This is a genomic window from Pseudoalteromonas piscicida (assembly GCF_000238315.3).
In the GTDB taxonomy this organism is placed as follows: domain Bacteria; phylum Pseudomonadota; class Gammaproteobacteria; order Enterobacterales; family Alteromonadaceae; genus Pseudoalteromonas; species Pseudoalteromonas piscicida.
This window is the reverse complement of record NZ_CP011924.1, coordinates 917,252-936,083: the sequence shown is the minus strand read 5'-3', so window position 1 is coordinate 936,083 and position 18,832 is coordinate 917,252. Positions and strand designations below refer to the sequence as shown.

14 protein-coding genes, 5 tRNA genes and 2 pseudogenes are annotated in these 18,832 nt (G+C 41.7%); 11 read left to right on the top strand and 10 right to left on the bottom strand.

Translation table 11 applies throughout. The features are described 5' to 3' along the window. Positions 1-259 precede the first annotated feature (259 nt). The 3 genes and pseudogenes from PPIS_RS04415 to PPIS_RS04405 all read right to left on the bottom strand — a co-directional run. Positions 260-1,111 (bottom strand): annotated as a pseudogene (locus tag PPIS_RS04415) (amidohydrolase family protein); the annotation flags it as partial. A 269-nt stretch (positions 1,112-1,380) separates the two neighbouring features. Continuing rightward, on the bottom strand, positions 1,381-2,610 hold the full coding sequence (locus PPIS_RS04410; RefSeq protein WP_010371577.1) for an amidohydrolase family protein: 1,230 nt from the start codon (positions 2,608-2,610) through the stop codon (positions 1,381-1,383). 12 nt (positions 2,611-2,622) lie between these two features. Next, positions 2,623-4,005 (bottom strand): amidohydrolase, encoded by a 1,383-nt coding sequence (locus tag PPIS_RS04405; RefSeq protein ID WP_010371579.1) that lies wholly within the window; start codon positions 4,003-4,005, stop codon positions 2,623-2,625. A gap of 452 nt (positions 4,006-4,457) precedes the next feature. Between PPIS_RS04405 and PPIS_RS04400 the strand changes: the two genes are divergently transcribed. Next, entirely contained in the window at positions 4,458-4,802 is a 345-nt protein-coding gene (locus tag PPIS_RS04400) for a DUF3718 domain-containing protein (protein ID WP_010371580.1), read from the top strand. Positions 4,803-4,873: 71 nt separating this feature from the next. Here the strand turns inward: PPIS_RS04400 and PPIS_RS04395 are convergent, their stop codons facing one another. Further along, positions 4,874-5,566 (bottom strand): DUF445 domain-containing protein, encoded by a 693-nt coding sequence (locus tag PPIS_RS04395; protein WP_010371583.1) that lies wholly within the window; start codon positions 5,564-5,566, stop codon positions 4,874-4,876. Between the two features lie 125 nt (positions 5,567-5,691). On the opposite strand from PPIS_RS04395, the pseudogene PPIS_RS04390 reads away from it, so the two are divergent. Both PPIS_RS04390 and PPIS_RS04385 read left to right on the top strand, forming a co-directional pair. Then, positions 5,692-6,546, top strand: a pseudogene (locus tag PPIS_RS04390) (fructosamine kinase family protein). Between the two features lie 70 nt (positions 6,547-6,616). After that, positions 6,617-6,820 (top strand): CPXCG motif-containing cysteine-rich protein, encoded by a 204-nt coding sequence (locus PPIS_RS04385; protein WP_010371584.1) that lies wholly within the window; start codon positions 6,617-6,619, stop codon positions 6,818-6,820. A gap of 122 nt (positions 6,821-6,942) precedes the next feature. Here PPIS_RS04385 and PPIS_RS04380 read toward each other — a convergent pair whose 3' ends face one another. Next, positions 6,943-7,584 carry a riboflavin synthase gene (locus PPIS_RS04380; protein ID WP_010371586.1) on the bottom strand — a complete coding sequence of 214 codons (642 nt, stop codon included), beginning with the start codon at positions 7,582-7,584 and terminating at the stop codon, positions 6,943-6,945. Positions 7,585-7,759: 175 nt separating this feature from the next. Here PPIS_RS04380 and PPIS_RS04375 point away from each other — a divergent pair, with 175 nt between their 5' ends. From PPIS_RS04375 to PPIS_RS04345, 7 genes are all read left to right on the top strand, one after another. Then, positions 7,760-9,118: an MATE family efflux transporter gene (locus PPIS_RS04375; protein ID WP_010371587.1), complete on the top strand. Its 1,359-nt coding sequence runs from the start codon at positions 7,760-7,762 to the stop codon at positions 9,116-9,118. Beyond that, complete coding sequence (locus tag PPIS_RS04370; protein ID WP_010371590.1) at positions 9,093-10,088, top strand: DUF3080 family protein; 996 nt, start codon at positions 9,093-9,095, stop codon at positions 10,086-10,088. Before PPIS_RS04375 ends, PPIS_RS04370 begins: the two co-directional genes overlap by 26 nt. Before the next feature lie 124 nt (positions 10,089-10,212). Continuing rightward, positions 10,213-10,289: transfer RNA gene (locus PPIS_RS04365), tRNA-Val, on the top strand. An 11-nt stretch (positions 10,290-10,300) separates the two neighbouring features. Continuing rightward, positions 10,301-10,377: transfer RNA gene (locus PPIS_RS04360), tRNA-Val, on the top strand. Between the two features lie 11 nt (positions 10,378-10,388). Further along, positions 10,389-10,465: transfer RNA gene (locus PPIS_RS04355), tRNA-Val, on the top strand. Between the two features lie 11 nt (positions 10,466-10,476). After that, a tRNA-Val gene (locus tag PPIS_RS04350) sits at positions 10,477-10,553 on the top strand. 11 nt (positions 10,554-10,564) lie between these two features. Further along, positions 10,565-10,641, top strand: a tRNA-Val gene (locus PPIS_RS04345). 164 nt (positions 10,642-10,805) lie between these two features. Here PPIS_RS04345 and PPIS_RS04340 read toward each other — a convergent pair. The 3 genes from PPIS_RS04340 to PPIS_RS04330 are packed head-to-tail and all read right to left on the bottom strand — an operon-like array spanning position 10,806 to position 12,656. Continuing rightward, the gene (locus PPIS_RS04340; protein ID WP_010371592.1) at positions 10,806-11,234 is read right to left on the bottom strand and encodes a GNAT family N-acetyltransferase; all 429 of its coding nucleotides are present in this window, start codon (positions 11,232-11,234) and stop codon (positions 10,806-10,808) included. Between the two features lie 58 nt (positions 11,235-11,292). Next, positions 11,293-12,285 (bottom strand): NAD(P)H-quinone oxidoreductase, encoded by a 993-nt coding sequence (locus PPIS_RS04335; RefSeq protein WP_010371593.1) that lies wholly within the window; start codon positions 12,283-12,285, stop codon positions 11,293-11,295. Further along, positions 12,267-12,656 carry a hypothetical protein gene (locus PPIS_RS04330; RefSeq protein ID WP_010371595.1) on the bottom strand — a complete coding sequence of 130 codons (390 nt, stop codon included), beginning with the start codon at positions 12,654-12,656 and terminating at the stop codon, positions 12,267-12,269. Before PPIS_RS04330 ends, PPIS_RS04335 begins: the two co-directional genes overlap by 19 nt. Positions 12,657-12,790: 134 nt before the next feature. On the opposite strand from PPIS_RS04330, the gene PPIS_RS04325 reads away from it, so the two are divergent. Then, the gene (locus PPIS_RS04325; protein WP_010371597.1) at positions 12,791-13,627 is read left to right on the top strand and encodes a hypothetical protein; all 837 of its coding nucleotides are present in this window, start codon (positions 12,791-12,793) and stop codon (positions 13,625-13,627) included. 64 nt (positions 13,628-13,691) lie between these two features. Here the strand turns inward: PPIS_RS04325 and PPIS_RS04320 are convergent, their stop codons facing one another. Together PPIS_RS04320 and PPIS_RS04315 are read right to left on the bottom strand one after the other, a co-directional pair. Beyond that, positions 13,692-16,373, bottom strand: coding sequence for an ATP-binding protein (locus PPIS_RS04320; RefSeq protein WP_010371600.1), 2,682 nt, complete (start codon positions 16,371-16,373; stop codon positions 13,692-13,694). Between the two features lie 104 nt (positions 16,374-16,477). Continuing rightward, entirely contained in the window at positions 16,478-18,718 is a 2,241-nt protein-coding gene (locus PPIS_RS04315) for a TonB-dependent receptor (protein ID WP_010371603.1), read from the bottom strand. Positions 18,719-18,832: the final 114 nt, after the last annotated feature.

Genomic DNA, 18,832 nt, shown 5'->3' with positions numbered 1-18,832 from the left:
AGCGCTAACTGCGTTGAATTCACTTCCAATAGCCAGCTATTGGTGCGTAAATTCGTCTTGCCTACTAGGATGTAGGTACCTGGGCGGTAGCAGGACGCGAGAGTGGAGTTATCCCTAAAACTCTCTGGCTAGATAAGGAAATAATTTCATTAAGTTTAAGAACAATTAGTTAGCTCATTCCTTACCCAAATCTCAGGTTATTTAGGACGGGACAAACCGAATTAAAAAAGGCCTCAAATGAGGCCCTAATTTAAAAACATTACTTCGTATACGCTCTAGGCATATCAGAATCTGTCGTATATCTGTCTCTTAGCTTATCGTGGCGTGATTCAGTAGACACTTCCTCACCATTGATCCAGATTTTATCGATTGTGGTGCTGAATTCGAACGGATCCGCACTCCACATTACGATGTCTGCACGTTTACCAGCTTCAATTACACCGCCATCAATACCCAGTGCTTTCGCAGGGTTAGCGGTAACCGCCTTAAGTGCGCCTTCATGACTCATGCCATTTGCTACCGCAATACCCGCATCAAAGCGTAGCTGGTAGACGTTATGACTACCGTCACCACCAATTGACAGGATGACATTGACACCCGCTTTTTCAAGCTTACCTGCGTTATCTAGACTTGCATGCATTGAGTCAAAGCTAGCTGGTAGGTTTGATACTGCACTCAAAATAACAGGTACTTTCGCCTCAGCTAATTGCTCAGCGACCACTACCGCATCATCTGCCCCCTGAAGAATCAGATCTAAACCAAACTTTTCTTTTAGCTTAATCGCTTCAAGAATATCCGACGCTCTTGAAAGCGTCGCAATCACAGGCATATCACCCGCAAGCACTTGAGTTAACACTTGTTCTTCTAAACTTGGTTTTCCCTCGTCTTTTTTGTCTTTCTTAGCAAGCTTTTCTTGCTGTGCTTCAAGCTTTTTAACAACGTTATCTAACGCTTTTGCACGAGACCCTTTGCTTTTGGCACCCAGGTGAATAATTAACGCTGTTTGCTTGTCGGTCACACTGTTAAATTCACCAGATAAGTCAACAACAAAACCAAGCCCTGCAAACTCACTTTTACCACCCCAAGGTGCGACAAAGTTTTGCGTTACACCAGCCAGTTTTAGCGCTAACTGCGTTGAATTCACTTCCAATAGCCAGCTATTGGTGCGTAAATTCGTCTTGCCTACTAGGATGTAGGTACCTGGGCGGTAGCAGGACGCGAGAGTGGAGTTATCCCTAAAACTCTCTGGCTAGATAAGGAAATAATTTCATTAAGTTTAAGAACAATTAGTTAGCTCATTCCTTACCCAAATCTCAGGTTATTTAGGACGGGACAAACCGAATTAAAAAAGGCCTCAAATGAGGCCCTAATTTAAAAACATTACTTCGTATACGCTCTAGGCATATCAGAATCTGTCGTATATCTGTCTCTTAGCTTATCGTGGCGTGATTCAGTAGACACTTCCTCACCATTGATCCAGATTTTATCGATTGTGGTGCTGAATTCGAACGGATCCGCACTCCACATTACGATGTCTGCACGTTTACCAGCTTCAATTACACCGCCATCAATACCCAGTGCTTTCGCAGGGTTAGCGGTAACCGCCTTAAGTGCGCCTTCATGACTCATGCCATTTGCTACCGCAATACCCGCATCAAAGCGTAGCTGGTAGACGTTATGACTACCGTCACCACCAATTGACAGGATGACATTGACACCCGCTTTTTCAAGCTTACCTGCGTTATCTAGACTTGCATGCATTGAGTCAAAGCTAGCTGGTAGGTTTGATACTGCACTCAAAATAACAGGTACTTTCGCCTCAGCTAATTGCTCAGCGACCACTACCGCATCATCTGCCCCCTGAAGAATCAGATCTAAACCAAACTTTTCTTTTAGCTTAATCGCTTCAAGAATATCCGACGCTCTTGAAAGCGTCGCAATCACAGGCATATCACCCGCAAGCACTTGAGTTAACACTTGTTCTTCTAAACTTGGTTTTCCCTCGTCTTTTTTGTCTTTCTTAGCAAGCTTTTCTTGCTGTGCTTCAAGCTTTTTAACAACGTTATCTAACGCTTTTGCACGAGACCCTTTGCTTTTGGCACCCAGGTGAATAATTAACGCTGTTTGCTTGTCGGTCACACTGTTAAATTCACCAGATAAGTCAACAACAAAACCAAGCCCTGCAAACTCACTTTTACCACCCCAAGGTGCGACAAAGTTTTGCGTTACACCGCCTTTTCTTGCATAGGCAATTAAGCTACTACGTGGATTAAATGCGGTGCTTGCGTCAAAGTCTACGCCGGCATCGTCATCACCAGCATCACGAGAAGCAGCAACAGCACCAACTTCAACTAAACCAAGTTGGTTCATTGAGCCGATAAAGCCTGGAGTAACAACCTTACCGCTGGCGTCAATCGTTACATCAGCAGTGACGTTATCTGGGTTAATCGCTTTTATTTTACCGTTCTCGATAACTAAGGTCGCGCCTTCAAGCACGCCAGCATCTGTCGCGGTATGGATCGTTGCATTAGTAATTGCAGTAACATTGGCAAAAGCAACAGAGTGAGCTAGCAGTGCGCTAGTGATCATGGTTAATTTCATGGTTTTCATCTCATCAACTCCTTACTTTTGACCTAACATAAAATCACTAACCGCTTGATATTTTTCATCGTGACGATCATAGACTTTACCACCATCTACAAAGACCTGCTCTGCACGAGAGTAGACGCTGAACGGGTTGGTGTTCCAAATTACTACATCGGCTTGTTTACCTTGCTCTAGCGATCCAGTTTTATCCTGAATGCCTAACGACTTAGCAGCGTTCGAGGTGATCCACTTAATTGCATGCTGCTCGTTAATGTTAAAGCCAGACTGGTTAGCCGTGTTCATCACTTTTGCGGCTTCATGATTCAAGCGTTGGATTGTGGTATCTGAATCCGAGTGAACAATTGCACATGAGTTTTTCACTGCATCAACAATTGCAACGTTTTCCTGAACCATATCATAGGCTTCCATCTTAAAGCCCCACCAATCTGGCCAAAGCGCAGCACAGTTACCGTTTTCACCTAATAGATCTGCAATCTTGTATGCTTCAATTCCGTGGTGGAACGTCCCTGCGTGATAACCAAACTCTTTAGACAAGTCGATCATCATTGCCATTTCTTCCGCTTTATAACAATGGTTATGGATCAAGATTTCACCATCTAGCACACCACGAAGCGTATCGAACTTGATATCACGTTTTGGGGCATCCGGATTCAATCCAGCAGCATACTCGGCTTCGTATTGTTCCCACGCGCGCTTATATTCACCAGCTTCAATCCAAGCTTCACGGTATCCTGCCATGTTACCCATACGAGTATAAGGGGCGACACCTTTGGAGCCATATACACGCTTTGGATTCTCACCACATGCCATTTTTAACCCATATGGCGCTTCTGGGAATTTCATTGCTTGCATCGTTGGTGCCGGTACATTCTTTAAGGTAACACCACGACCACCAAATAGGTTTGCAGAGCCAGGTAAGATTTGTAGCGTGGTGATCCCACCTTCTCTAGCTCGGTTAAAGCCCGGGTCTTGCGGCCATACAGAATGCTCTACCCATACCTGAGAAGTATTAGGGTTAATCATTTCATTGCCATCGCTGTGCGATTCTACACTTGGGCTGGGGTAAGCCCCTAAATGAGAATGTACATCGATAATGCCAGGTGTTACCCATTTACCTTCAGCATCAATGGTAATATCTGCCGTGACAGATAGGTCTTTACCAACTTGCTTGATTTTACCATCAACAATAAAGACATCACCTTGTTCTATCTTTTCACCCGTTCCGGTAAGAACGGTAGCATTAGTGATTAGGGTTGATTGAGAAGGTACAGGCTTGTAAGTACTTGGGTACGGGTTTTTCTCTATGGTAACTTTTTCTTTTTGTGGGCCGTTATCCTGACAGCCCATCAAAGCTGCGGCAATGCCAGCTACGACTATGGAGGGAGCAAATTTATACATTTTTGTCATCTCTATTGTTTTTTTGTGACTTTAACTCATGCCATCGCACTTTACGCAATTATGAGTTTTAGTGACAAGTAATTACGACGAACGTCCGGACATTATAACGCATGTTGTCATCAGTGAGTAATTTCGAAAAGCCTTAGTTGCCACAACGGAATGTAAATGAGCGTCAATATTGACACGTTTTGACACATCAAGAGTCATAAGTAACAAAGAGGAAGTAAATCTAAGAATGAAGTGTTAAATTATCGATAATGGTATTTTATAGTGAAAAAAGTTTTTGCTATTTGTATCTTTAGAAACAAAATAATTTATTACTTTACAGATAGATAGAAAGCCTGCACACATTTGACATACTCTATTACATTCGGAATTACTTGATTTACAGCATTCTGCGGCAACTTTAGTAATACTAAGAACGTGTCCTAGAGATAGCCAAGGAGCTAACCATGAAACTGTTCAATTTAGTATGTGCAACCTCGCTTCTGATCGCAGGTACCGCATCTGCTGCAGACTTTGTTGCTGCGGATAATAGTAAAGCGACTAAAGTTTGTATGTCGGTAGTCAAAGACAATAAGATTCACTTGTTCCACACCATTAAAGAGAACCACCTAAAGAAACGTGTTGTAGAAGAAAAACTACATTGCAATGATATGCCAGTCGGCAAATTTGCAGCAACCTACGGGTTTAATAAAGCTGCTGACTTCCTTGGTGTAGACAGTAAAGTAGAAACCAGTATTAAAGACATCGCTAAACTAGATAAAAAGACCATTTTTGTCTCAGGATCTAAGTAGTCATGTCGACATATTTGTAAACAAGAAAGCAAGGCGTAGCAATCCCTGACTGCGCCTTTTTCTCAGCTTAGCTACACAACTGTAGCCAATAACCCAAATAGACCACCAAAGACGCCTCCCCACACAACTAACCAACCCAAGTGAGTCTTAATCATATTTTGTACAATCTCCTTTACCATTTTCGGCGTTAGTTCATTGAGTCGATCATCCACCGCTTTTTCAATGGTTTGATGTAAGTCATCACCGAGTAGACCGTTACTGAGCGACTCACTAATTGCAGCATCAAACTCAGGCTGTTCACCGAGCTCAACTATTGCTAATCGCATTTTCTCAATAAATGGCTCTCGCAGCGGTTGTACAGCTTCAGTCCCACCAAACATCTGCAGCATCGCACCAAATTGCGACGCTTCAATGACACTTAACAAACGGTCAAACGCTGGATTTAAATCGACTTTATTGGCTATCGGCGCCAAGTCAAACTTTGGATGCTCCTTGCCGAGAAATTTTTCTAGTTTTTCTCTACTAAAGAACTCGCTCAAAATGAGCTCTCGAATCGACACTTTAAACGATTCGAACTTAAGCGTAATAATCCCTGAACCATAGAGGAAAGGCACTTTCTCAAATAACATATGTACCGCTAACCAATTCGTCAGTGCACCAGATAATGCAAACAATCCAACCGAAAACATCACGTCGTTTTCTAGTGCTAAGCCAGTACCTGTTAGCAGTACCGCGAGTAAATTGGTGATGATATTTTTATTCAATGTACTTCCCTTGGATAAAATGACAGACGCGATATTTTATTTTTTTTAGAAAAAGGCCTCAAGTATTTGTGATCTTGAGAATTTCAACCATATTTTAGAGTAAGTGAATATGTTGGATCTAACTTATGTGGAACAAAGTCAACCAACAAATCTCAGAATCTCTCCATGACGCTTTTGAGTTTACTTCAAAACAAACCTTAAAAAGTTATGGGTCTAAAAAACTTTATAAGATTGCAGACGATACCCATCAATTTTTGGTCAAAGTAGCCCCTATTCAGGCTTTAGAGCGATTTGAATGTGAAGCATCTAATCGTGAAAAGCTCATTCGCGACTCTGATTTCCTCGTGGCCGATACAATTACCCTAGGTACGAGTGTTGAGTTCTGCTTTATTGTGCTGGAATGGTTAGAACTAGATCATCGCAATGAAAACTGGCTTGAGTGCGGTCAAAGCCTTGCTAAAATGCACCAACGTCATGAACAGGAAATGTACGGCCTAGAAGAAGATAATTATATTCATGAGCTGCCGCAACCAAATTAATGGCACAAAAAATGGGAAGTTTTTTTTGCTGAGGAAAGAATCGGTTGGCAACTGCAACTGCTTGCTGAAAAAGGGATTATCCTCACTGATATTGATACATTTGTGGAGCAGCTTAAGCCACTCCTTCCGCACCAAGTTCAACCGTCCTTGGTTCACGGTAATTTTTGGCATGGTAACATTGGCTTTAGCCATCAAAAACCCGTGCTATTTTCCCCAGCTTGCTATTATGGTGATAGAGAAGTTGATATTGCGATGGCTTCGTTATTCGCTCCGCTACCAGATGACTTCTATCGTGGTTACGAGTCTATCTATCCACTTGCAGAAAATGCACCTGAGCGATTAGACATTTATCGCTTATATCCTCTTTTAGTGCAAGCAAACTTGTTTGCTGGCAAGTACATACGGGACGCGGCTGAACAAGTGCAAGCCCTGCTCAAATAACTGCCATATTTTCGTCACAATGCGCTATAGTTAAAGGGTATTTAGTTTGGCCAATTCAGGTGGAGGGCCAATGAAAAGCCTATATCAACAACGTATTGAATGTCCTCATTGTGGACATCATATTTTTGTCAATCTTGATACAAGTGAAGGCGATCAGGACTACTACGAAGACTGTGCTGCTTGTTGCAATCCAATACACCTAAATATGCACTTAGACCAACTGCACAATAAGCTTGAGCTTAGGGTTGATAGCGACGACGAACAAGTGTTTTAACCAAAGAAGAAGTACTATATAAAGGGCAGCTCATTTGCGAGCTGCTTATCATGTTGGCGCAACCTCAGCCTGTACTTTTTGTATCTCAGGATAGACGTAAAGGGTATTACTCGGGCAAAGTACTAGCTGTGCTTCAATAAAGTTTGCTTCTTCATGTAGTTTTCCACGGTATTAATAATCGTGTAGGTTTGTTGGTCAACCTCTATATTTACAGTATCTCCCACGCACATCGTACCTAAATTGGTAAGTGCCAGCGTTTCAGGTATTAGGTGTAACCAAAATCCGGCATGATCAAGCTCCCCCACTGTCAGACTCGCACCGTTTAACGCGATAAAGCCTTTATACATAACATATTTATGCCAGGCTTCTGGCAAGGCTATATGCATCCTACAGTTGCCTTCGTTGCGATGTATTTCACTGATCTTCGCGCTTGTTTGAATATGGCCTGAAATTATATGTCCGCCGAGTTCTGTCCCAAACGTCATTGAGCGTTCAAAGTTAACTTGCGACCCTCTTTGTACTTCACCTAGATTAGTGAGTCTCAATGTTTCATCAATCACATCAAAGCAAACTTGCCCTACCACATCATTTTCTGGCTGTTCGAAGTGCACCACCGTTAGGCAGCATCCATTAATTGCAATGCTCGCCCCCAAGGTCAGCTTATCGAGGTATTCAGCACCAACAGAAATAACTAATTTTAAAATATTATCGACCTGCTTCGCCGACACCACCGTCGCTTTTGTTTGAACAATTCCTGTAAACATATCTACCCTCTTAATTTATCCTTGAGATTGTAGCGAAATCGCACTAAGAGATGTACTTAATTTGTATAGAATATCCAACTAGATAAAAATAGTTGCGACTGCTAGCCGCAAAATTTTGCTAAAAACAAAGCACTAAAATAAACTAACGCTTTTACGCCTTAAGTAGTATCTCACCATGAATTTTTCAACTTGGGAAGCCAGACGCTTGCTTCAACTTGCGATCCCCGTTTTTCTCGCTCAAGTTACGTTAGTCTTAATGACCGTCGTTGATACGATGATGGCAGGTCAAGTCAGTGCTGAGGACTTAGCTGCTCTTTCTATTGCTACGGGTGTTTGGAACCCTTTGATTTTTAGTTTACAAGGGATCTTACTTGCACTTACGAGTATTGTTGCACATTGCCATGGTGCTAATGACACTGCTGGGATCAAACGATTTTTCCAGCAAAGCTTGTATCTTGCTTTAGCGCTTTTTACCGTTGGTTTGGTTTTAGCGAACTTTACTTCTATGGTTTTTTCAAATATCGGGGCAAGTGAGAATGTTCAGACCCTCGCTCAAGGCTATATTGATTTTGTAAAATGGGGTCTATTGGGCTTTTTGATCTTTACGGTATACCGCAATGTCACCGAAGGGGTTGGCCAAACAAAGCCTGCTTTTTACATCAGTATTGTTGGTCTTTGTATCAATGTCGTTGCTAACTATATTTTCATCTATGGTAAGTTTGGCGCGCCAGCGCTTGGTAGTGCGGGCTGTGGCCTCGCTACATCTATCGTGCTTTGGTCAATGGCAATTGCACAGTGGGTGTATAGCTTGAAGAGTAAACACATAGATGGAAAGGCCCTCATCAGCGGTTTTACCAAGCCAAGTCTATCTATGATGAAATATGTTGCTGCACTTGGCTTTCCAATTGCATTGGCAACCTTCTTTGAAGTTACGCTATTTGCTTGTATTCCTTTATTTATTGCAGATCTAGGTCCTATTTCCGTATCTGGTCACCAAATTGCTGCCAGCGTCACTACTATGCTGTTTATGATGCCATTGAGTTTGTCGATGGCTATTGCAATACGGATCGGCAATCTAACTGGACAAGGAGCCTTAGACCAACTTAAACTTTCAGTAAATACCGCGTTTCTTTTGGCTACCTTAATTGCACTATTTGTCGCACTCATTACGTATATAGGAAGAGATCAGATTGTTTGGCTCTATACAAACAATACTGAAGTAGCCGCTCTTGCAACCAGCATTATGGTGCTGGCTTGTTTGTATCAATTACCCGATGCATTACAAGTCTCAGCAAATGGTGTGTTAAGGGGACTCAAATATACTAAACCAATATCTTGGGTTACCTTTGTATCATATTGGCTAATTGGGTTTTCATTAGGCTATGTATTAGCAAAGACCGATTTAATAACGCCTGCAATGGGTCCTCAAGGCTTTTGGATTGGTATTATTATTGGCTTGAGTACGGCGGCAGTATTATTGGTGACATGCGTAAACAAACGGGTGAAATTTGAGATTAATCAAGCGAATAGCTAGTACGCTATTACTTTTTACTTTGGCCGGCTGCAGCAAGCAGCCGAGCGATATTGCTGTTGAATATCAACAACGTTTGGCGAGCGCAACTGACATAGAGGTGGTACTCCCAGCACCACTTTACAATCCGGAGGTACAAAAAGTACCATTGCCGACAAGTGAGCTAACTATCTCTATGTTAGACATCGCGACCGCTGGACACTGCAAAGTCACAAATCTCATCGCTGCGCACAATAATCAATTAGGGAAAGTAAGTTACCCAAGCGAGCGCTTGAAATATAGCATCTTATTTATTCAGCAAGCGCCTCACTGCATTCAGCACCCAAAAACGAGCGATGAGCTGAAACAAACGTTAACTCAAGCCGCACAGGAAAAGAAACAGCAGCTTTCACGTTACTTGCTTCATATGATGACATTTGAAAGAGAGTTGGCAAGTTTGAGCTTGTTAATCGCTGAAGAAGTACCACTGGAGCTGCCAGCAGCCCACAGCAACATGCTAGAGGCAGTTAACGAGCTCGCAGAGCTGGCAATAAACATGGATACGCCAGAAAATCTCAACCCTGCCACACTCACACCCGCTTTAAAGGTGCTTTCTCAGCGATTTATCTCAACTTTAGTGACGAGCGTTCGTAAACAGACTCAACTGAATAATGCGACTACAAGCCAATTACAAAAACTTGGGCTAAGAGATGGCATTTGCAAAAGTGGCGAAAATAAAAAGCAGGCACAGATCATAAACAATATCTTCAACAAATATTATTTATCCGTTCTTCAGCCTTATCAGGCGATGCTCTCTCTTTCTATGGAAGAGTTGATCACAGCCTGGCAACCTATCCACCTATTGTATCAAAATAATAACCTTGCCGATCCGCTCACGCTTCAACAACACTTGGATAACCTTAAAGATTCTGCGAAAGCACACGTAAAATGGTGGCAAAAATTTTACGAGCTGTGTGAAATCCCTCCAGTATGAACAAAAAAAAGGCAAACAATCAAAAAATTACTTAAAGCCGCTTGATCCGTTAGCTGAGTCACTATATATTACAACGCGTTGACAGGCACAGACCTGAAAACAATTAATAAGAAAATGTTATTGTACGACCGTAGCTCAGTTGGTTAGAGCACTACCTTGACATGGTAGGGGTCGGTGGTTCGAATCCACTCGGTCGTACCAAATCTTATAATACAACCGTAGCTCAGTTGGTTAGAGCACTACCTTGACATGGTAGGGGTCGGTGGTTCGAATCCACTCGGTCGTACCAAATCTTATAATACAACCGTAGCTCAGTTGGTTAGAGCACTACCTTGACATGGTAGGGGTCGGTGGTTCGAATCCACTCGGTCGTACCAAATCTTATAATACAACCGTAGCTCAGTTGGTTAGAGCACTACCTTGACATGGTAGGGGTCGGTGGTTCGAATCCACTCGGTCGTACCAAATCTTATAATACAACCGTAGCTCAGTTGGTTAGAGCACTACCTTGACATGGTAGGGGTCGGTGGTTCGAATCCACTCGGTTGTACCAACCTTAGATCTAATTCAAATAAAGAAAAAGCACTACCTACTCTCTATAACCCGCGCCAAAGGTCGATAATTCGGATCCACTCGGTTGTACCCCGTCAAAAGTTATCTATACCTAGAAGTAACACCTTTCGCTATTTCTTATCAGCCAAGAAAAAAGTTGAGAATTCAAATGTTAGTGCTTTTAATGGGGTCTACTGTGAACTTCTTTGTCATTCCTTGACTCGCTGGAGATACAAGGCGGTAACCCAGCTTTTCATAAAAAGCAGGCTCGTCCGCAATCATTGAAACATAAGAGCCCGGCAAAACATTTGCTGCTAAGTAACCATCAATATATTCCATTACTGTACGCCCTAATCCCTGCCCTTGATAAAGTGGATTGACGGCAACATCGACAACTTCAAAATTGCAACCTCCGTCTCCAACCACCCGGCCCATTGCCACAAGTTGTTTGTTATGTCGAATTGCGATCCCGTATAATGAGTTAGGTAGTCCCCTTGTGGCTGCTTCTAGAGATTTTGCAGATAATCCAGCGGCTATTCGCAAATCACAATATTCCTCTGGGCAAGGTACTTTCTCTTCAATTTTGAACGTCAAAATATTCACTCCTCGAATCACTAAGAAGTGATAGAATAGCAACTGTATAAATAAACAGTCAACTAACTCTAACTATCACCTTCCCGAGATTCTGGTTGTGTTCGAGAATATCGTGGGCTTGCTCAATTTCACCCCAATATAACTCCTTATATATTGGTATCTTCATCGTCTGATCCGACAGGTCCGAGCCAAACTCATTCAGAAAATCTTTCACTAATTCCTTTTTATAGCTCAAGGAGCGATTTCTTAACGTACTTCCATGCAAGTTAAATCTTTTCGCGAGTAACTTGGCAAAGTCTAGCTCTGTATATCTTCCGCCTAGCATTGCGAGCATCACACAGTGACAATCCATTGCTGCAACTCTTAGGTTCGCTCTGAGGTATTCACCGCCAACTGGATCAAGAATGACATTTGCTTTCAAACCAAGTTTTTTCATTTCTTCAGCAAAGTCACTGTCTAAATAATTAATCGTGTGATCTGCACCCAGAGACTTTGCGTACTCGGCCTTTTCCTTGCTACTTTGGGTAGTAATGACCGTTGCACCAAGCCTTTTTGCAATCCTTATGGCAGCACTGCCAACACCCGAAGCGCCACCATGGCATAGTAAAATCCCATTAGAATTTAGCTGCCCTGTTCGTACAATCGCATCATAGGCCGTAAGATATACTTCAGCTAAGCCTGCCGCATAGCTCAACGACAAGCCTTCGGTTAACGGCATGAGTAATTCACTTTGTGCAACCACGTACTCAGCATAGCCACCGCCAGAGGTTAAACAGAACACTTGATCACCAAGTAAATGTTCAAGCTCAGGAGACGCTACTTGAACTATCGTTCCAGACACTTCCAGACCCAAAATCTCACTATCGCCTTCTGGCGCAGGATATTTCCCCTGTTTTTGCAAAATGTCTGCTCTATTAACCCCAAATGCATGCACTTTGATTAGCACTTGCTTTGCACTCAATGCTGGTGTTTCGGTATATTGGATTTGAAGCTGAGAAGATGCGTGACTGATATAACGCATCTTCTTTGGGATCACTGAACTTTTTTCCATACTTCCTTCTCGACAAACTTACCATCTTCATACAGTTCATGATGCCATAAATTACCATCAATCTTGTAGCTGAATGACATCGTTCGACCGAGTAAAGTAGTAACATTTCCATATTCATAGGTTTCGATAAATCTATCTCCCTCTATTTTGTAACTCCCCCCACCAGCGTATTTAAACTTTCCTTCGCTTTGCGTAATGTAGCTGTGGTGAGCCTCAGTAATTAACTTTATCGACGTCAAGCTCGGCGCTTTCGCTGATACAATGCCATCTGTGGTGGCATATTTTCCCTCAACAAACTCCCAAGTACCTAAAAGTGGGTTTGCCAAAGCAACAGGACTCAATAACAATAAACTAAGTGCGGTGACTTTCATCTTATTTCCTTTTAACGTTGTTTTATTCAGTTTTACATAATCATCCAACGAGGTCAGTTGAGATAATCTCAATATCAAGAATGAAATGATGCGTTCTCAGGTCTATTTACGAAGTAACCTTTGTAGAGAAAATAATGAAATTATTAATGCTAATACTGTCGTTCAATTTAATTGTCGCTACACAGGCAACCGAAATTGAAATCGAATATAAGGGCTGGATAAATAGCAGTGATCGACAACATGTAGAAACTTGGCTAGAACGCGGTGTTGAAGCAACAGAGTCTTCCTTGGGAGCACTGCAACAGCAAACACTTCCATTTATTATTGAACCGAGCTTATTCGCATCTGAGCCAGTGCCATGGGGCACGGTTCAGCGTGGCAAACCCGATGCTATTCTACTCCAAATCAAACGATTTACCTCAAGCCGAGTGCTGATTAAAGATTGGACCTTGTACCATGAAATTGCTCACCTTTATCATCCTTTGCTTGACCACTCAGATTTCTGGCTTGCAGAGGGACTTGCTACCTATTTACAAAATGTCATTATGCTAGAGAACAATATTTTTAATGTTGGGGAGTTTCATACAAGATTAATTTCAGGGCTCAGCCGAGGCGCAAAAAATACGCTAATGAATAAAGGGTCACTTAAAAGAGTGAGCGAACATATGTGGTCATTAAACGCGCAACAAAGAGTCTATTGGAGTGGAGTTGCATTCTTTATAGAAGCAGAAATTGCACTACAGGATATGGGCAACAAGAATACTATCAGAACGCTTATTTCCTCATTTCAGCAGTGCTGTAAAAGCAGTGTAATATCGGGAGACAAAAACAGTGGACGTTTATTTATTGCAAGCCTAGATAAACTATCCAAAACCACCATATTTTCCAATCTATATGCTAACTATAAGCAGCGGGAGGATTTCCCTAACTTAAGTAAAACTCAAATCTATAGTCTGCAGCCATTAAGATAAAGTGTTTTATGGCATCCTTGAACGGTCACTCTATCCGCTGTAAATATTTATAAGGCGTAGAAAACTAAGCTTGTTTGGTTTGCTGCTTTTCTGACTCAATAGCGGCTGTCATTGCGCCAAGTAATTCAGTTAGCTGTACTTCTACACACTCGAGTTGTTTATTCTTCAGCTTAACATCCAACTCGTTTGCGATTTTATGAATATCAATACAATCAAACATCGCAGCAGTGCCTTTAATCGCGTGAACTGTTTTTGCTAACGCATCGTAATCCTGATACTTAGCTTGATTCTTGATCTGAATGATTTGCTCATGCAGCCCAGAAATATACTGTTGCTTTAACTGATAAAACTCGGCTTCAGGCAGATCAACTTCCTCATCGACTTGGATATCCAAATAATAGGCTATTTTTTGACTGAATACGACTCTATCGATAGGTTTTGCGAGATGATCACTAAATCCAAGTTTTAAATAACGCTCAATTTCATGCTGCATGGTGTTGGCAGTTAATGCAATCACAGGTGTGCTACAGCCAGTGGCCTGAATAAAGCTAAACGCCTGCTCACCATCCATTACCGGCATTTGAATATCCATTAATATCAAATCGAAATCACCATCTAGTACCGCCTGTACCGCTAGCTGACCATTTTCAACCGCCGTCACAGATAAGCCCATACGCTCTAAAATACGCTTAATAAGCTTACTATTGTCTGTGTTATCTTCAGCTAATAACACTTCACCTTTAAGCTCTTGATTTATTTCATCAGGTATTGTGCCTTGTTCACGAACATCGCCAATTTGAGCGAGACTTTGCACCCACTTTGTTTTCTCGGTGGTATATAGGCCAACAGTAAGAGTAAAGGCAGTACCTGAACCTACCTCACTTTCTACCGAAATATCACCATCTAACTTCCTCGCTAAGCTTTTGGAAATATTTAGTCCAAGCCCTGTCCCACCATATTTCCTTGATGTGGAAGAGTCGGCTTGATAAAACGCACTGAATAATTCTTTTTGCTCATCCGCTGTCATTCCTATCCCGGTATCTCGTACCGTGATCATAAGGCGCTCGTTTTGACACGCCACATCAATCGAGATTTTACCAACCGTCGTGAACTTCATTGCGTTAGATGTGAGATTTAGTAATATCTGCCGCAATCGAGTGGGATCAATAACCACAAAATCAGGCAGTGGAAAGTGATAATTCAATGCAAACTCAAGCCCTTTATCTCTAATTTGCTTACCCAATAACGAATCGACATGCGCAATTGCTTGAAAAAGGTTTGACTCCACCAACTCAACTTCTAGTTTATTAGCCTCAATTTTAGACATATCCAAAATGTCATTAATTAGTCCAAGTACATGGCGCGAGTTTTGTAAAATAACGGAGATTGCGTGATTACGCTCATGCGGCTTAATATCTCCGAGCATAATGCCATCGGCATAACCAATAATTGACGTCATTGGTGTTCTTATTTCATGGCTCATGTTCGCCAAAAATCGACTTTTTGCCTCACTAGCATCTCTAAGCTCTGAGGCCACCTGCTCTAACTCATAAGTACGTTTTAACACCTTTGCTTCAAGGTTTTTGTTTAGTTCTATATTTTCTTCACTGGTAATTCTAAATTTGTCCGCAACCGCGAAAGCCAACAGTAATGCATCAAGCGCAGTACCTATTAAACCGTAAAGATATAAGTTACTCGACGATTCTGGCAGCAAACTTAAGTTAGTTAAATTGCCCACCATATTGGGGATCGCCATTGCGATATATGCCATCACAAAATAGCGAGCTGGCTTAAAGCCCTCAACCCAGCGCTTAATACCGACAAATAGTCCGAAACAGAGCGCTAATCCCGTTACCAATGTTGCCCAAATAAAGCCAAAACCTGGGAAAAGAATACAAAACGGTAGTCCAAGCGCTGCTATCACTCCGAGCCAGATAGAAATCGACACATAGTTTGGATGAACATCCTTGAGTTTTAAAAGATGGATATAAAATAACGCGTTGGTTAATGGCGCAAGCGCAAAACCTAACCAATGTAAGTTTGCAGAGTAAAACCCGAATAGCTCGTCGGGAATATGAAAGAAATGGCTCCACGCAAATACCCACACGCAAGTAAATAATGCGTAATAAAAATGAGTGATATCTTTAGAGCCGATGTAGATTAATAAGTTATAAAGCCCAAGAACAATGCCTACACCAAAACAAAGCGTCATGATAAGGTTTTCATAGACCACCTCCTGCTGAAAGTCTCTCAGAGGCTCAATGGTCAACTTTACCGGGGTGTAAAAGAAATCACTCTCGAAGAGCGTAACGATATAATAATCTTGGTTTGGTTCTAACGTGACTTGGTTACCATAATGAAATGCAAATTCATTTTCGACCTTGCCCCCTGAAAAAACTCGCAAGACCGTCTCTGGTGTATATATCCTCGACTCAATTTTGCTCAATACCGTATTGTATGGATAGAGCACAAATTCATTCAACGGCGTCTCATTTCTGACTTTAGTCACCAAGAAATAACGACCAGAAAACAGCGCTCTCTTCTTTAGTGGCGCATGAATAGATTCCCATGCACTCAACTCATCCCAGCTTTGAGGAAACCTTGTACTGGAACTTGCCTCATAAGCCTTTCCAACGTGATGTAAATTTTGATATTGCCAAGGCTGCGTCAATTTCAACACAGTCTGATCTGCATAGGCGAAACTAGAAAACAGAATTATGCTGAAAATGATCAGTAATAAACGCATTCTAGCCAGTTACCCTAGTAAAGTTACCTGTGGTTCGGTATTTTATCTGCAAGTTTTCTACCCCCAAGTCAGGTGACTTATCTCTATATAGTGCTCAAACAAAATCAAAAGCGATATGTTACATCCATGCCTATCCTTCTTCCCTCACCTTTAAAGTCTTCCAATATTCCCAAAAAGCTACTTAGGTCAAACTTAAGATGGCTATACTCTTTATCTAAAAGATTTTTACCCCAAATACCTAACTGCCAGTCTCTATACTCCACCTGTAGATTGGCATTCCAAAGCATATAACTGGGCTGCTTAGCATAGAGAGATTCGTTTTGGTCAAAGTAATATTCGCTTTGATAATCAAATGCTATTCTACTTTTTATACTAACTTCATCCCAATTAAATGCATAATTTATTTGTCCAGAGATATTCCATTCGGATGTAAACGGTAAGCGGTTGTCGGTCAATACAACACCAACTGGATCAATAAATTCCTCAAAGTTAGCTTCAGGTATATACCCTATATCCAAGCTTATCTGAGTTTGCTCCGATAGATACCAAGTGTTTTCTATCTCAGCACCATAGATTTTTGACTTACCTACGTTTTCAAGTAACTGATAAGGCGGTGCTCCAGGTACTTCTGAAGCCTGATTCATAAATACCTGTTGGTCTTTATAATCATAGTAAAAAGCGGCCAAATTTGTACGAAGTTTAAGCTCATTAAATAACAGCTTTGCTCCTATTTCATGAGCGATTAATTCTTCGGGGCCATAACTTGCCTGTATCGCGGCATCCTTCGAAATAAGGAAGCCACCGTTATAGCCGCCGCTTTTTACACCATTAGATAAACTATAATAAACGCTTTTATCCGGTTTAACTTTATGGATAACTGACACTTTTCCAGACAAATTACTATCGGATTCTTTTCCCTCAATGTCGTAGGCAGGGACTAAAATGCCAGCGAGGTTATCTCCAAACGGTACATTTAGGTAAGAGAAAGAGTCATAATTCACCTTTTCATCGCTGTACCTTACTCCTACAAGTACATCAGTATGTTCACTGATTTCATATTCATATTGACCAAACAAAGCCATTGATTTTACTTTGATATCATTGTCATAGAAAAAGGTTGCTGCACTTGCCCCATTAGGGGTTCCTCTAAAATCACGTAATAAATCATTGAAATTATCTTGGTAAATACGCTCTTCTAGTTGAAATAAGCCTAGCGTTAGAAAGCCGGTTTCCATACTTTGCTCAAACCTAAGCTCATTCACCAGCTTTTCATTTTTAAGCCCTAACTCACCTTCACATAATGAAAATGGACTTCCATCACAATTAAATCCATGTATCCTATCTAAGCGATTGAAAGCTCCTAGATAAATAAGTTGAGACCGATCATCCAATGCATACGCGACCTCTGTTGTAACGCCTTTGCTTATACTGTGATGTTTTTGATAATTATTGACCCGCACAGCCCAAAAATCGTCACTGCCTATATTAAAGCCAAGCGCATCAACGCAGTTGCTAGTACCCGCTTGTGCTGGAGAACATAATGAACCATCCAAAGGGTTTGAGAATAATCCGATATTCCCGACCGGCTGAACCAGTCCATTCCAATGACCATAATCTAATTTCACAAAAACACTGAACTTATCAAACTCGCCAAAATAACTTAGTCGAACATCATTTTGTTCCATATACGCCTCAGGAGCGTCAGGCTGGAGGTTATACGTTGTGTACTCATAGTTATTGTGGCTCGCGGCAAGTCGCACCGCGCTATTTTGATCTAGGCTATAGTTGAGCATCGTACGTGCTCTTGTTAAAGAATCCGATCCGACCCCCACGCTGACAGAAGCAAAATTACCATCTGTTGGGCGCGCCGTGCGCACTAAAATTGCCCCCCCAGTGGTATTTCTACCAAAAAGTGTACCTTGTGGACCTTTCAATACTTCTACTTGCTCAACATCAAACAAGTTAATGATTTGATTATTCGCAGACCCAACAGATATACCATCTAAATACACCCCAACCGGAGAAGTGTTGGCCGTATTGTAATCGACAAGTCCGACACCTCGAATGCTGACCGCTGGAGGCGTGCCCTCAGCTGCATTTTGACTGATTTTTACATTCGCAACTAAACTACCCAGTTCGGTCGTATCTTTCAGTGCCGCGTCAGTGATGACTTGTCCGGATATGGGTTTAACAGCGATAGCAACATCATTGATAGATTGCTTTCTTTTTTGAGCGTATACCTCAATGACTTCGATTTCTTCTTCGACTTGTGCTGACGTTTCCATCGAAACTACTGAGAGTAATGTTAGTGTTATCGTATTTAACAGCACATTTGGATGTGGCATAGTTTGAATCCCGAGCTATATCATGCAATTGCACTATCAGTATAGCTGAATTAAAAAGACCCCCAAACAAATGAACCCGATTACCTTTTTAAGGTTCAAGTTATCGTTCATAAC